Genomic DNA, 14,541 nt, shown 5'->3' with positions numbered 1-14,541 from the left:
CAGCATTAGAGAAGCTTTTTTCTATATATTAGGATGAAACAGCCAATATATAGAAAAATAACATTAAGGTCTTGAAATTTTCATTAAAAACGAATATTATATTATTTGTGCTTTCTTAACGTTCGTATTTATCAATAACACATATAACCTGAAAGAAGTTATAGTTTATGGGGGACTTTTTATGTTCAAATTAAAAGAAAATCAAACAAACGTAAAGACCGAGGTCTTGGCAGGTATCACGACTTTCTTAACTATGGTTTATATTGTGGTTGTAAACCCTGTCATCTTATCTGATGCAGGTGTACCTTTTGAGCAAGTCTTTTCCGCAACCATTATTGCAACTGTTGCAGGTACTCTCTGGATGGCACTGTTCGCTAATTATCCGATTGCCATTGCACCTGGAATGGGCCTGAACGCCTATTTTGCCTACTCTGTTGTCGGCACTCATGGAAATATTGATTACATGACGGCATTCTCAGCAGTATTTATTGCAGGTATTATCTTCATTATATTGTCGCTTACCCCTTTCCGGGAAAAACTGATCATTGCGATCCCGGATAATCTAAAGCACGGGATTACTGCCGGAATCGGTTTATTTATTGCCTTTATCGGTTTGCGCTTGACCGGGCTGATTACAAGCCACCCAACAAATCTTGTTGCACTCGGAGACTTGCATTCTCCTCAATCGATTCTTGCCCTTGTCGGCCTTGCAGTAACTTTAATTCTCATGACGCTCGGGATTAACGGGGCTTTATTTTTTGGCATGATAATCACTGCCCTGATTGCCTTCTTTACAGGACAGCTTTCTTTTGACCAAGGATTTGTTTCACTGCCTTCGCTTCCGGATGGACTCATTATTTTAAATCCATTTGAAGCAATTGGAAATGTTATCCAGCACAGCTTATACGCCGTTGTTTTCTCCTTCCTGCTTGTAACTATTTTTGATACGACTGGAACGATGATCGGTGTTGCCCAGCAGGCCGGATTAATGAAAGGCAAAACGATGCCCAGAGCACGTGAGGCCCTCTTGTCGGATTCCATCGCTACTTCTATCGGTGCCATGTTTGGCACAAGTCCGACTTCAGCCTATATTGAATCTTCAACAGGAGTATCAGTCGGCGGAAGAACAGGATTAACAACCTTGACTGTTGCAGGTTTGTTCCTGCTTTCAGCTTTCTTCGGACCACTTGTCAGTGCGGTGTCAGGTCTTGCTGCCATTACTGCACCTGCCCTGATTATCGTTGGAAGCCTGATGATGGGCAGCATTTCTCATATTAAATGGAATGAACTTGATGAAGCATTCCCTGCATTCCTGATTATCTTAAGCATGCCGCTGACATCCAGCATAGCAACAGGTATTGCACTTGGATTTATTGCTTATCCGCTTATGAAAGTGGTAAAAGGGAAATGGAGAGACGTTCATCCCCTTGTATATTTATTTGCAGTATTATTCTTTTACCAGCTCGCGTTCCTGCCTCACTAACCGGAAGCGCCAAACTGAACAAGATCAAAAGCTTGTCCAATCCGGACAAGCTTTTTTGCATGGAACCGCTTCTATTTCATCCCTGACCATTCATATTCTATAAGTATAGAATGGACAAGTTAGGGTGATAGGCTTATGTTTGAAAAGCTGCTTGTAACTTTAATAGGAAGTTTATTATTAGGCATTGGCATTAACGGCTTCCTTGTCCCCCACCATTTACTTGACGGGGGCATTATTGGCATAGGGCTGATCCTCCATTATTATTACGAATTCCCCACTGGATTGAGCATGATTGTCCTGAGTATTCCATTATATGTACTTGCCTGGTTTTATGAGAAAAAATACTTCTTCTATAGCCTGCATGGCCTTCTGATTTCATCCTTCATTATTGATATGCTTTCTGCTTTGCGAGGTCAGTTTGAGCTTTCCATATTGCCCAGCTCCATTTTAGGCGGCTGCCTGGTGGGTTTTGGGATCGGCCTTATGCTCCGTTATGAAACCAGCACAGGGGGAACAGACCTGCTTGCACAGCTGATGACAAAGCTCCTTCCTATTAACATCGGCGCTTTAATATTTGCAATTGATGGATTGGTTATTCTAAGCGGATTAAAAATAGTCGGTATTGAAAAATTCCTGTACTCGTTTATTACCATAATTTTTGTTGGCGCCATGACGTCCTTAACGGTTATAAAAAAGACGGTTAAATGAAAAAAATCGACAGGTGCCTGGCACCTGTCGATTTTTTATGCTTCTGCTTCAATTTTTTCATTCATATCGTTATAAAGGTTTCCATCCATTTCACCTGTGACTCTGCTCGTTAGGATACCGGAGGTCATGGATCCGCTGACATTAAGGGCTGTGCGTCCCATGTCGATTAGCGGCTCAATGGAGATCAGCAAACCAGCCAGTGCAATAGGCAGGTCAAGGGCAGATAATACCAGGATCGCTGCGAATGTCGCACCGCCGCCGACCCCTGCCACACCAAAGGAGCTGATCGCTACAATGAGAATGAGCGTAAAAATAAATCCTGGTGACAGCGGGTTAATGCCCACAGTCGGAGCAATCATTACAGCCAGCATTGCCGGATAGATTCCCGCACATCCATTTTGGCCGATGGAAAGGCCGAATGATCCTGCAAAGTTGGCAATTCCTTCAGGTACACCGAGTGACTTTTGCGTTTTAATATTCAAAGGCAATGCACCGGCACTTGTTCTTGACGTAAAAGCAAAGGTCAATACCGGAAATGCTTTCTTTAAATAGGTGATTGGATTTAATCCGCTTAATGTTAAAAGCAGCAGGTGAATCAGGAACATAATGGCAAGCGCCACATAAGAAGCAATAACAAATTTGCCCAGATTTAAAATGGAGTCAAAATCACTCATTGCGACTGTTTTCGTCATAATTGCCAAAACTCCATATGGTGTTAAGCGTAAAATTAATGTAACAACTCGCATGATAATTGCATAGAATGCATCCACAATTTTCGCAAAGAGTTCAGCCTGCTCTGGTGATTTTCTTCTCACACCAAGATAAGCAATTCCTAAAAAGGCTGCAAAGATAACGACTGAAATCGTAGATGTTGGTCTTGCCCCTGTAAAATCAAGGAACGGGTTGGCCGGAAGCAAATCAAGCATTTGCTGCGGGAACGTTCTCCCTTCAATGCCCTGATATGTTTCTTCAAGCTGTTGACCGCGGGCAGTCTCAGCATCCCCTCCGCTGATTTGGACAGCCTCCAGATCAAAACCGACAGCTGTTGCAATTCCGACAGCAGCAGCAATTGCAGTGGTACCTACAAGCAGTCCAAGGATAAGGACACTTATTTTTCCAATATTATTTGTTAATTTCAGTTTAGTAAAAGCACCTAAAATCGAAATGAAGACAAGCGGCATGACGATCATTTGCAGGAACTTCACATAACCTCCGCCAACTAAATTAAACCAGTCTGCCGATTTCGCAATGACCTCAGCACCCGGTCCATATATCAGCTGAAGTGCGAAGCCAAACAGGATCCCTAAACCAAGCGCTGTAAACACACGCTTTGAGAATGAGATATGTTTTTTCTGCATAAAGAATAATGCGCCTAAAAGAAGCAGCATTACGATAATATTTAAAACTAAAAGTCCTGTACTCATCGGACTGAATCCTCCCCAAAAGATGTTTTTATAATGACTTACTATAATACACGTATTCCTATGAGTCAAGTCGGAATTAAAATTTAAATTTTCTTATTATATATTCCATTCGGCTGTGGAATGTTCTTGTTTTTCTTTATATTTGTGCCTAAAACCATTTGAAAACCCGGCAGTATATAATTGCCGGGTCTTGGATAAATAACTCTTGTCTAATTATTTTTCCGGGAAAGTGCCTTTGTCTTTTCAAAGCATTGTTCCATCGCACTCATTACCGCTGCACGGAATCCTTTTCTCTCCAGTTCGGCAACGGCTTCTATTGTTGCACCTCCCGGAGTGCAAACCTCATCCTTCAATTCCGCAGGATGCTTGCCTGTTTCCAGCACCATTCTGGCTGCCCCCAAAATAGCCTGTGCTGCGAGCTCATAAGACTGATCACGGGGCAGTCCGGCTTTTACACCGCCATCTGCCAATGCTTCAATGAACATGTAGGCATAAGCGGGTGAAGAGCCGCTGATAGCGGGAATTGCGTCCATCATCTTTTCTTCCATAACAGCTGCTCTGCCGATACATGAAAATATTTTGGTTACATCTTCCATCTCCTCAGGAGATAGTGATTCATTCGCCGAAAGCACGCTCATGCCTTCTCCTACTAATGATGGAGTATTAGGCATGGAACGGACTGCTTTAATCTTTCTGCCAAATGACTTTTCCAGAAAAGAAAGACTTATGCCTGCCGCAATCGTTATGATAATTGTATGGGAAGTAATTCTTTCTTTAATTTCTTCAATAACCGCAGCATGCGCATCAGGCTTAATAGCCAGAAACAGTATATCTGCTGCCTCCGCTGCCTCACTATTAGAAAAGCGTGTTTGTATACCCCACCTGCTTTTAACGTCAACAAGCGTCTTCTCCGTTTTCGCTGAAGCAATAATCTGCCTTGCATTCACCAGTTCAGATTTTAATATACCCCCGATTATCGCCTGAGCCATTTTTCCGCATCCGATAAAACCGATATTTTTATTCATTAATGCACACATCCTGTCTTGTATTCCTTTTGCTATTATACTGCAGGTATGGTTATGAAAAAATAGCACAGGGTAAAAACATAAGACCGAACTTCATAAAATACTATTGGAGAGATTGACTATGAAGGAAATTAAACAATATACTCCTCTTCCAGAAAGCTTTTACCAGCAGCCGACGCTTCTGCTGGCTGAAGCACTTCTGGGCTGCTTATTGATCAAAGAAACTGAAGAAGGAATTGCCTCAGGCTATATTGTCGAGACAGAAGCTTATATGGGCCCGGAGGACAGAGCAGCACACAGCTTTGGGAACAGGAGAACAAAAAGGACCGAAATCATGTTCAATGAACCCGGTTTTGTCTACACTTATGTGATGCATACCCATTGCCTGGTGAATGTGGTGAGCGGTCCAAAGGAAAAGCCGGAAGCTATATTGATCAGAGGGATTGAACCTGTCGACGGACTTGAGTTAATGAAGAAAAGACGTAAGAGGGAAGACCTCAAAAACCTCACTAATGGGCCCGGTAAATTAACTAAAGCCCTTGATATAACAATAGATGATTATGGCCGTCATTTTACCAGCCCTCCTCTAATGATTGTTAAAGGAATCCCTCCCGGGGAAATCAAACGGGGAACACGTATAGGTATTGATAATTCCGGTGAAGCACGGGATTATCCCTGGAGATTCTGGATTGCGGAAAGTCCTTATGTATCACGGAACAGAAAATAACAGCTATGTAAAAAAAGCAACCGGAAAGCCCCCTTCTGATTGGGTTTTCCGGTTATTAATTTGTCTTAACCTGCTTAGTTTTTTTATTTTTTCTTAAATTGGATAGGATAGGAATAACTGTGCGCTCTGGGAAGTGGTGAATGGAATGAATGCTCTTTATGCTTTTTTGTGGATTTTCGCTCTATGGAAGTGGGGTGACTGGAGAAATTGGAAAATGTATTATCCCACCATCCTTTTTTACATATTAGGGGACTTTTTATATTTATATCTGCTCTCAGACTTTTATCCGATGTGGACATATGATCCACAGGGGGTCGATGAGAAGGTGAATCTTACAAATACCCATGTCAGTTTTTCCATAATGGCTGTAAAGTATCCGGTAACCATTTTGATCTATTTATACAGATTTCCTGGTGGCAAACTTATTAAGAAACTGCTTTATATTTTAGGCTGGGTCCTTCTCTATACTGTAAATGAGGTTGTTGATATCAAATTAAATTTGATAAAGTACCATAATGGCTGGAATTTAAAATGGTCGATTCTTTTCAATGCTGTAATGTTTATCATCCTCTGGATGCATCATAAGCGGCCAGCTGCCGCATGGGGGCTGTCTATTCTTTTCATCCTCTTCCTATGGAGGCAGTTCGATGTACCATCAGCTGTTTTTAGATAAGTGTCTAATTTCATTACAATTTGTCGATAAAAAAACAAGCTATTTTACTGGACTTTTTTTATTAAAGCGTTTATTTTACTATAAAAAGGCAATATTCTATGTATAAGTTTCAATAAATTGGAATGGGATGGTGTTACGATGGCAAACAAGAAAAATGTTAAATCTCCCGGCAAAGATCTAAATATTGGTGCGAATGTTTCATTAAACGGCCTGGTAACAGCTGTTTTTGATAATATGGTCCATGTCCAGATTGGCGCTAAGATAGTAACAGTTCATGTTAAAGACCTGTATTCCGGATTAAATAATCCTTTATTTAACAAACAGCAGGCTTAGTATCCACCATCTCTAAACATACTTCAGGAGGGGCAGCTCAAAGGCTTGCCCCTTCTGTTTTTTAGACCGGCTGTACCTGCTTATACTTCCCTGCCGTGACTGTATAATCTCCAAGAACTTGATAAGCCTTCAAATCGGATTTCTCTAATAATGACACAGCTTCTGCAGCTCCTTTAACGATCAGGGCCTGTTCTGACACTTTGCTGGCGATTTCAACTCCCTCAGGGATTTCATATCCTTCAGCATCACCCAATATAACCCAGAGCGGCTGTTCAGGAACAGATTCTTCCGATCCAGCTTCTTCGAATACTGAAGGTAAATCGGCTTTTCCCACATGAATTAAATCTTCAATAATCGCACTCGCTGTCGGGAACATGCCTGCTCCAGGTCCCTGCAAACTGATATTTCCGACAATATCCGCATCGATGGAAACGGCATTCTGCACGCCTTCTACTCTGTATAAAGGATGAGATTCTCCTGTCAGTACCGGCTTTACTGTACAGCGGACAGAATCTTTTTCCTTCTGAATTGATGCTATATGTTTAAATTTCAGCCCCAGCGAATCAGCCAAACGGATTTGTTCAATCGTAATATCAGTAATGCCTTCTCTTACAGAGTATTCCTGTTCCGGCGCTTTCCCGAATACTAGCTCGCTCAGAACAACTGCTTTGTAAAAGGCGTCATATCCTTCGATATCGTTTTTAGGATCGGCTTCTGCATAGCCTTTTTCCTGAGCGATTTTCAATGCTTCTTCAAATGATAAGTTCTCCTCCCGCATACTTGTCAAAATGAAATTGGATGTGCCATTTAAAATTCCTTCAATCCGTTCAATCCTGTTGGCATTCAGCAGCTGCCTGATGGTCTGAATGATGGGGATTCCGCCGCCGACTGTAGCTTCAAATCCCAATGATACATTCTTTTCTTTTGCCAGCTTCGCAAGCTCACTTCCATGAAATGCAAACATCTCCTTATTTGCTGTAATGACATGGCATCCTCTCGATATGGCCTGGCGGAGATACGTATAGCCCGGTTCCCTGCCAACAATGGCATCAATTACGACATCGAGCTTTGGAAGTTCAATAATATCCTGAAAGTCATCTGTTAAAAGCACCTCATCATCAGGCAAAGAATGTTTATTCACATTTTTGACCAGGATAGCGGAAACCTTCACTTCTTTCCCGAGTATCGCCTGAAGCCTTCCCTGATGCTTTCTGATTGTTTCATACACACCTTTTCCAACAGTTCCAAATCCCAATAGTCCGATCGTTATTGCTGACATTATTTATTCCCCCTTGTTAAAATTTGTAAATCCTGCCGTAAAAACAAAAAACCCCTTCCGTCCATTACAGACAAGAAGGGGTTTGAATTTATATTCCGTTCATTCCGCCTTCTTATCTTCGGAAAATGTATTCCTCTGAATTTGGCACCGTGCATGAATGCTGGTTGCCGAGGCTTCATAGGGTCAGTCCCTCCGCCTCTCTTGATAAGAAGTTTCTAAGTATTCAATTTATATGAATCATAAACATTTATCAGGACTGCGTCAACCTTTTTTGAAAAATTATTTTCTTCAGACGATTTCACTTTCATTGAAATCTTCCGTTATGATCTCAAGAAAATGCTTAAGAATTCTGGCAGTCAGTCCCCAGATGACCTTATCCTGGAAATAGTAAAATACCTCTTCCGCTCTCCTTGTCTGCCAATTGTAATTTTCACCTCCGGCAATCAAATCAAAAGGGAAATTTTCCTCTGGCTCTACCTTAAAATTAACGTGATACGTTTCCGGTTTTACTTTTTTCAGAAAGGACAGGGGCACAGTAAAAACCTCTTCTACTTCATCAGGGTTAGGCACAATCTTGTCCGGGTTTTGAATAATGCCTGCATAAGGGTAAATAATTTGACCGAAGGAAATCATGTAATCCAGCGGGGAAACATTTGTGATGCTGTCTTCACCCACACCGAGTTCCTCAGAGGTTTCACGAATGGCCGTATGCTCTTCATCCCTATCTTCCGGATCTATCCTTCCGCCGGGGAAACATACCTCCCCAGGCTGCCTTCTCATTTTTAGTGAACGCACTTCAAATAGGACATGTACCTCATTATTGATTTCAACCAGCGGAAGCAAAATAGCGAACTTCGAAAATCGCTCACTCCCCAAAATAATGGGGGTTCTGTTCCTTAACCTTTTAGCCAGTTTCTCAATCTCCATATCTGCCCACCTCCAGCAGCAATTCAATTCAGTTATTATCTCTTTATCATACTGTATTCTTTGCGTTTTATTAATTTTTACGGCTTGTGCCAAATAATGATTCCGGACTAAATGCTATTGCATCCTGCCTTCTAAAGTAAAAGAACGTTTCTCCGCCTGCAAATCAGGGAAAATATAAAAATATCATAATACACTGGGAGTGAAAAATTTGAAGAAGAATATATTAATAGGCGGATACGATACACAGCAAGAGCTTAAAGAAGCCATTGAAGGTGCAGGGTCAAATGGATATCAGAAGGAAAATCTTGTGATCGTTTCAAAGGATGGCTCAAATCTTGAAAGCTTTGCAGACAATTACGGAGTGAACTTGCGAATAGTCGGTTCCCAGGAGCTGGGCAATCAGCGTTTTCTTGATTCTGTTAAAGCTCTTTTCATGGGGGAAGACCCGGCCACAAGTTCAGGAATTGATCCCGATAAAAAAGATGGTACACGGTTTGATGAACATGACCTGGATCAATACGCAGGCATGGTTTTTGACGGAAAATATGTTTTAATCGCTGACTATTATGGGAAATATCCAGACTCCACACAGGATAATCAGAGAATCACTGCCGAAAACTCTGAAGGATATTTGGAGAGTGCTTCAGCCCGGGAGGTTGTCCATGAATCCGATATCAAAACACTGGCAGATAAATCCGCTGATACATGCTGTGTCAAAGAGAATCATAGTCGTGTTCAGGATTCACCCAAGTCAGCGGAGATGAAAACCAGTGCTGAAATAAATTGGGATGAACAGCTTACTAATGACAGGCTTAAATAGCATCAGCCCCCCGGAAAAGGGGGGCTTTTTGCTGAAACAAAAAGAGAGGTTTCCCTCTCTTAGGCATATTTCTTCTTATCCTCTTCCTGTTTGAAAAAGCTTTTCATCGCATGGAATACATCTGCTTTTTGCTTAAGAATATAATATCGGAAATCATCATTTTTGATATTTTTATAGGCGGACATCAGGGTCGAGTGGCGGTTATACTGGTTGACCTCACCGTATCCAAACATATTGGACACCTTCATCAGGTCTTCCACCAGCTTGACACAGCGGGCATTATCAGAGGTCAGGTTATCACCGTCTGAGAAGTGGAAAGGGTAAATATTAAATTTTCGCGGATCGTACTTGGCATCTATAAGCTCAAGCGCTTTTCGGTAGGCTGATGAACAAATGGTTCCACCGCTTTCTCCTTTTGAAAAGAAGTCCTCTTCTGAAACTACCTTTGCTTCAGTATGATGGGCAATAAATTCAATTTCGACTGTCTCATATTTTGTTCTCAGGAACCGCGTCATCCAGAAGAAAAAGCTTCTGGCCATATACTTTTCCCAGATCCCCATCGACCCGCTCGTATCCATCATCGCAAGCACAACAGCCTTTGAATCAGGCTTTACAATTTCATTCCAGGTCTTAAACTTCAAATCTTCCTTATAAATCGGGTGGAAAGCTGCCTTTCCCTTCATTGCGTTGCGCTTGAATGCCGACATCATGGTCCGTTTCTTATCAATATTGCCCATTAATCCAGTCTTTCTGATATCATTAAATTCAATGTCCTCTATGAGATTTTCATCCTGCTCTTTTCTCTTTAAATTAGGCAATTCCAATTGTTTAAATAAAGCTTCTTCAATTTCCATCAGTGATACTTCTGCTTCAAAATAATCCTCGCCTGCCTGGTCGCCTGCTCCCTGCCCCTTTCCGGGTCCTTTCTGGCTGCCGGATCCGTCACGTGCCACTACATCTCCAATCTGGCTATCTCCATCGCCTTGGCCGACATGTTTATTTTTATCATAGTTATAACGGATTTTGTATTCATCCAATGAGCGAATCGGAATCTTTACTACTTCCCGCCCATTCGACATTACAATGTTTTCTTCCGTTATTAAATCAGGCAAATTGTTGCGGATTGCTTCCTGGACTTTATCCTGATGACGCTGCTGGTCATCATAGCCTTTGCGATGGAGGGACCAATCTTCTTGGGAAATCACAAACTGATGGTTATTGACATTCGTCATGTTAACCCCTCCTTTTAAATTAAATTTCACACATTACAGCTTTCCAACATACAATATCGCGAGTGTCAAAAAAAGATGAAACATCCCCAAATCAGCAGTCTGCCTTCTTTTCATAGACTCATTTCCCGGCAGTGAATTTGTTATTAATACACCAATACAAAGAAATGTTTATTACTCTATCATATGCGGGAAGATAAAATAATTTACAAATAATTTTGACAATAAGACGTTCGAAGTATCTTTTGGACAAGCCTATTTTTAATACAAAAATAAACCTCCGCGTTTAGCGAAGGTTCTTGTCTTTGTTTTTATTCTGAATGGGATCCGGATATTTATCATAATCCTCTTTTAATTCTTTATTGGTCCGCAAATTTTCCATCTGCTTGCCCAGGTTTTCCATTTCTTCAATATTTTCTGCCATTGAGCTGTTTCTCGGTGTATAATCCTTATCTAATTCTTTCTTTTTCATGAATATCACCTCTGCTGTATTTATACCCCTAAATGGGCTAATCTAAACTTTTATACAGATTCGGCAGCATAAATATGGCCAAGCGTAAATAGGATTATATAAAAGGGGGGATTTTATGAGCGAAATCCTTTGCTGCAGCTGGTGCGGTGAATTATCGATATTTGACCGGACCGTTTACCTTGAAAATAAGCCAATCTGTCCGGAATGCCAGAAAAAAAAGAAAGAACCTGCATTAAAAATCGACAAAAATTGATGAAGAGGCTTTTCGAAGCCTCTTTTTTATATGGGGTATTTTCATTAAATCTATTAATTACATACTAAAAAATAAGCCTGGCAGCAATACTGCCAGGCCCCTCTTTTATCGATTCAGCAAGCTTCCCACATAGCGGAGCAATTCGTTTGCTGATGTGGAGTTATAGCCATGTTCGTCGATCAGACGTGCTACTACCTCATTCACCTTCTTCAGCTGCTGCTCATCCGGCGTTTTTGAAGATGTTGTGATTTTCACGACATCCTTCAGGTCGGCGAAGAGTTTCTTCTGAATGGCTTCGCGCAGACGGTCATGCGAATTATAGTCAAAGCGCTTGCCTTTTCTGGCATAAGCGGAGATGCGGATAAGGATTTCCTCCCTGAATGCTTTCTTCGCATTCTCGGAGATGCCGATCTGCTCTTCGATTGAGCGCATCAGCTTTTCATCCGGACTGATTTCCTCACCGGTTAATGGGTCGCGCAGCTTTGCTTTATTGCAGTATGCTTCAACATTATCAAGATAATTTTCCATAAGCGTTTTCGCAGATTCTTCATAAGAGTAAACAAATGCCTTTTGGACTTCTTTCTTCGCAATATCATCGTACTCTTTGCGGGCCAGAGAAATAAAGTTCAGGTATCTTTCCTTCAGCTCTGGAGTGATGGATGGATGCTGATCCAACCCTTCTTTAAGCGACCGCAATACATCAAGCGCATTGATGCTTGTGATATTTTTGCGGATGATTGTCGAAGAGATCCTGTTGATGACATAACGCGGGTCAATGCCGCTCATGCCCTCATCTGCATGCTCTTTTTTCAATTCTTCCACATCTGCTCTATTATAGCCTTCAACGCTCTCTCCATCATACAAACGCATTTTCTTAACTAAATCAATATCGCCTTTTTTCGGATCCTTCATGCGGGTTAAAATCGTAAACATCGCTGCCACTCTTAAAGTATGCGGTGCAATGTGCACATTGGAAACATCGCTTTCACGGATCATTTTATCGTAAATCTTCTCTTCCTCTGAAACCTTTAAATTATATGGGATTGGCATAACGATTATTCTGGAATGCAAAGCTTCATTCTTTTTATTGGAAATGAATGAACGATACTCTGTTTCATTCGTGTGAGCGACAATTAGCTCATCTGCCGAAATAAGAGCGAAGCGTCCGGCTTTAAAGTTGCCTTCCTGAGTCAGGGACAATAAATGCCATAAAAACTTCTCGTCACACTTCAGCATTTCCTGGAATTCCATCATACCGCGGTTTGCTTTATTCAGCTCACCGTCGAAACGATAGGCACGAGGATCTGATTCTGAACCATATTCAGCAATGGTTGAAAAGTCAATGCTTCCAGTCAGATCAGCAATATCCTGGGATTTTGGATCTGAAGGGCTGAAGGTTCCAATCCCTACCCTGCGATCTTCTGAGAAAATGATTCTTTCAATTAAAACATCTTCTATGCGGCCGCCATACTCCTGTTCGAGACGCATACTATTCAATGGCGATAGGTTTCCTTCAATTCTTATTCCATACTCATCATAAAAGTCCTTGCGGAGGTGATGCGGAATTAAATGAAGCGGATCTTCATGCATAGGGCAGCCCTTAATGGCATAGACCGCACCCCTATCAGCGTGAGAGTATTGCTCTAATCCTCTCTTTAGCATTGTCACCAATGTTGATTTACCCCCGCTGACCGGCCCCATTAATAAAAGGATCCTTTTACGGACATCAAGGCGTTTGGCAGCAGGATGAAAATACTCTTCTACCAGCCTTTCCAATGCTTCTTCTAAACCAAAGAGCTGATTGCTGAAAAATTGATATCGTTTTTGCCCCTTCACTTCTTCGACACCGGCATCCTTAATCATATTATATACCCGCGAATGTGCTGACTGGGCAACCCATGGCTTCTCTTTAACAATTTCTAAATACTCTCCAAAAGTCCCTTCCCATTTAAGCTTTTCTTCCTCGTGTCTGTACATCTCAATTTTTTTTAGAATATCCATAAGGACCTCCCCCTGTCGCATTATCAGAGACGATTAATATACTCTATGCGCACCGGCAATCGAACATGCGTAAACTATTGAGAGTTTGGTTTGTACTTTTTACGGGGATTATTAATTAGGAATACTTTACTGCAGGATTCTAACTGTAAAAAAAACTCCATACTTTTCATTCACAGTTATTCATTTTTGGGCTATAATAAGCTTATATTTACATGCTTGCCTATTGATATACCGCTAAAGGAGGATTACATATACATGGGTACAATTATTATTATCGGTGTAATGGTTGCTTTCCTTGCTGCTATTTTCACTGCTGGTTATGATGACAAGCCAGGCGTAAGCAAAAAATAAGCTGCTGATCTATTCAGCAGCTTTTTTCTTATTTCAATACACTCCTATCTCAAATCCATCTTGTTCTTCTGAACAAAATCCTTCATATACATCCGTGTCTGCTTTTCGAGCATGCCTGCAATTTGACTGGTCCAAGTGTCCTTCCGCTTGCCGCCTGTACGCTCATCATAATACTCGGAAATAATTTTATTATACACTTCCAGCTCTTGGCGATAAGCTGTTTCATCCTGTTTATACTCATTTTCATGATAAATGTGCTGAACAGGGAGCCGCGGTTTTTTGTCATTCTTTTTGGAAGGGTAGCCAACAGCCAGTCCAAACAAAGGAATCACACGATCCGGTGTTTTTAATAGCTCAGCCACTCCCTCAAGATTGTTTCTTATTCCGCCAATATAGCAGATCCCAAGTCCCAGCGATTCTGCAGCAACGGCAGCATTTTGCGCAGCCAAAGCAGCATCAATGACAGCCACCATAAACTTCTCTGTACTTTCGATTGATGGAATTACATTTTTATTTTCCATTTGTCCGATGACTTCATGACGATGCAGATCAGCACAAAACACGAAAAAATGGCCATTTTCAGCTACATAATTCTGATTGCCTGCCATTTCAGCAAGTTTCGCTTTCTTTTCTTTATCTGTCACTCCGATTATTGAATAAGCCTGGACAAAACTTGAAGTGGAAGCAGCTTGAGCAGACAGTACAATTGTTTCAATCTGCTCTTTTGACAGAGGCCTGTCTTCAAAATTCCGGACGGAACGATGGTCCATCAGCAAGTTAGTAACTTCATTCATCACATCTCATCCTTTCCATATGTACTTTCTCATTTTACCCAG

At 41.4% G+C, this 14,541-nt stretch carries 15 protein-coding genes and 1 riboswitch; of the genes, 7 read left to right on the top strand and 8 right to left on the bottom strand.

What is annotated here, in order from left to right:
- Positions 1-181 precede the first annotated feature (181 nt).
- Both PBF_RS02590 and PBF_RS02585 read left to right on the top strand, forming a co-directional pair.
- A complete protein-coding gene (locus PBF_RS02590) occupies positions 182-1,483 on the top strand; it encodes an NCS2 family permease (protein WP_035326696.1) in 1,302 nt (433 codons plus the stop codon).
- Between the two features lie 135 nt (positions 1,484-1,618).
- Positions 1,619-2,191, top strand: a complete 573-nt coding sequence (locus tag PBF_RS02585) for a YitT family protein (RefSeq protein WP_035326695.1) — start codon at positions 1,619-1,621, stop codon at positions 2,189-2,191.
- Positions 2,192-2,226: 35 nt separating this feature from the next.
- Here the strand turns inward: PBF_RS02585 and PBF_RS02580 are convergent, their stop codons facing one another.
- Together PBF_RS02580 and proC are read right to left on the bottom strand one after the other, a co-directional pair.
- Positions 2,227-3,615 (bottom strand): L-cystine transporter, encoded by a 1,389-nt coding sequence (locus PBF_RS02580; protein ID WP_035326694.1) that lies wholly within the window; start codon positions 3,613-3,615, stop codon positions 2,227-2,229.
- Between the two features lie 209 nt (positions 3,616-3,824).
- On the bottom strand, positions 3,825-4,640 hold the full coding sequence (gene proC, locus PBF_RS02575) for a pyrroline-5-carboxylate reductase (protein ID WP_035326693.1): 816 nt from the start codon (positions 4,638-4,640) through the stop codon (positions 3,825-3,827).
- A gap of 121 nt (positions 4,641-4,761) precedes the next feature.
- On the opposite strand from proC, the gene PBF_RS02570 reads away from it, so the two are divergent.
- The 3 genes from PBF_RS02570 (at position 4,762) to PBF_RS02560 (ending at position 6,373) form a co-directional block, all read left to right on the top strand.
- Positions 4,762-5,367 (top strand): DNA-3-methyladenine glycosylase, encoded by a 606-nt coding sequence (locus tag PBF_RS02570; RefSeq protein ID WP_035326691.1) that lies wholly within the window; start codon positions 4,762-4,764, stop codon positions 5,365-5,367.
- A gap of 145 nt (positions 5,368-5,512) precedes the next feature.
- On the top strand, positions 5,513-6,040 hold the full coding sequence (locus PBF_RS02565; protein ID WP_035326690.1) for a CBO0543 family protein: 528 nt from the start codon (positions 5,513-5,515) through the stop codon (positions 6,038-6,040).
- Positions 6,041-6,178: 138 nt separating this feature from the next.
- On the top strand, positions 6,179-6,373 hold the full coding sequence (locus PBF_RS02560; RefSeq protein WP_035326689.1) for a hypothetical protein: 195 nt from the start codon (positions 6,179-6,181) through the stop codon (positions 6,371-6,373).
- Between the two features lie 61 nt (positions 6,374-6,434).
- Here the strand turns inward: PBF_RS02560 and PBF_RS02555 are convergent, their stop codons facing one another.
- Positions 6,435-7,652: a homoserine dehydrogenase gene (locus tag PBF_RS02555; RefSeq protein WP_035326688.1), complete on the bottom strand. Its 1,218-nt coding sequence runs from the start codon at positions 7,650-7,652 to the stop codon at positions 6,435-6,437.
- Positions 7,653-7,761: 109 nt separating this feature from the next.
- A riboswitch (SAM riboswitch) is annotated at positions 7,762-7,863 on the bottom strand.
- A gap of 77 nt (positions 7,864-7,940) precedes the next feature.
- Complete coding sequence (locus PBF_RS02545; RefSeq protein ID WP_035326686.1) at positions 7,941-8,579, bottom strand: NUDIX hydrolase; 639 nt, start codon at positions 8,577-8,579, stop codon at positions 7,941-7,943.
- A gap of 208 nt (positions 8,580-8,787) precedes the next feature.
- On the opposite strand from PBF_RS02545, the gene PBF_RS02540 reads away from it, so the two are divergent.
- A complete protein-coding gene (locus PBF_RS02540; protein WP_035326685.1) occupies positions 8,788-9,399 on the top strand; it encodes a general stress protein in 612 nt (203 codons plus the stop codon).
- 59 nt (positions 9,400-9,458) lie between these two features.
- On the opposite strand, the gene yhbH is transcribed toward PBF_RS02540, so the two are convergent.
- Complete coding sequence (yhbH, locus tag PBF_RS02535; RefSeq protein WP_035326684.1) at positions 9,459-10,631, bottom strand: sporulation protein YhbH; 1,173 nt, start codon at positions 10,629-10,631, stop codon at positions 9,459-9,461.
- 283 nt (positions 10,632-10,914) lie between these two features.
- A complete protein-coding gene (locus PBF_RS02530; protein ID WP_035326683.1) occupies positions 10,915-11,100 on the bottom strand; it encodes a hypothetical protein in 186 nt (61 codons plus the stop codon).
- 115 nt (positions 11,101-11,215) lie between these two features.
- Between PBF_RS02530 and PBF_RS26045 the strand changes: the two genes are divergently transcribed.
- Positions 11,216-11,353, top strand: coding sequence for a hypothetical protein (locus tag PBF_RS26045; RefSeq protein WP_160169237.1), 138 nt, complete (start codon positions 11,216-11,218; stop codon positions 11,351-11,353).
- Positions 11,354-11,458: 105 nt separating this feature from the next.
- Here the strand turns inward: PBF_RS26045 and PBF_RS02525 are convergent, their stop codons facing one another.
- Positions 11,459-13,354, bottom strand: coding sequence for a PrkA family serine protein kinase (locus PBF_RS02525; RefSeq protein WP_035326679.1), 1,896 nt, complete (start codon positions 13,352-13,354; stop codon positions 11,459-11,461).
- Between the two features lie 395 nt (positions 13,355-13,749).
- Positions 13,750-14,499 carry an oxygen-insensitive NADPH nitroreductase gene (gene nfsA / locus PBF_RS02520; protein WP_035326677.1) on the bottom strand — a complete coding sequence of 250 codons (750 nt, stop codon included), beginning with the start codon at positions 14,497-14,499 and terminating at the stop codon, positions 13,750-13,752.
- Positions 14,500-14,541: the final 42 nt, after the last annotated feature.

It is taken from the genome of Cytobacillus firmus DS1 (genome assembly GCF_000565285.1).
Lineage (GTDB): Bacteria > Bacillota > Bacilli > Bacillales > Cytobacillaceae > Cytobacillus > Cytobacillus firmus_A.
This window is presented reverse-complemented; position numbering and strand designations above follow the sequence as displayed.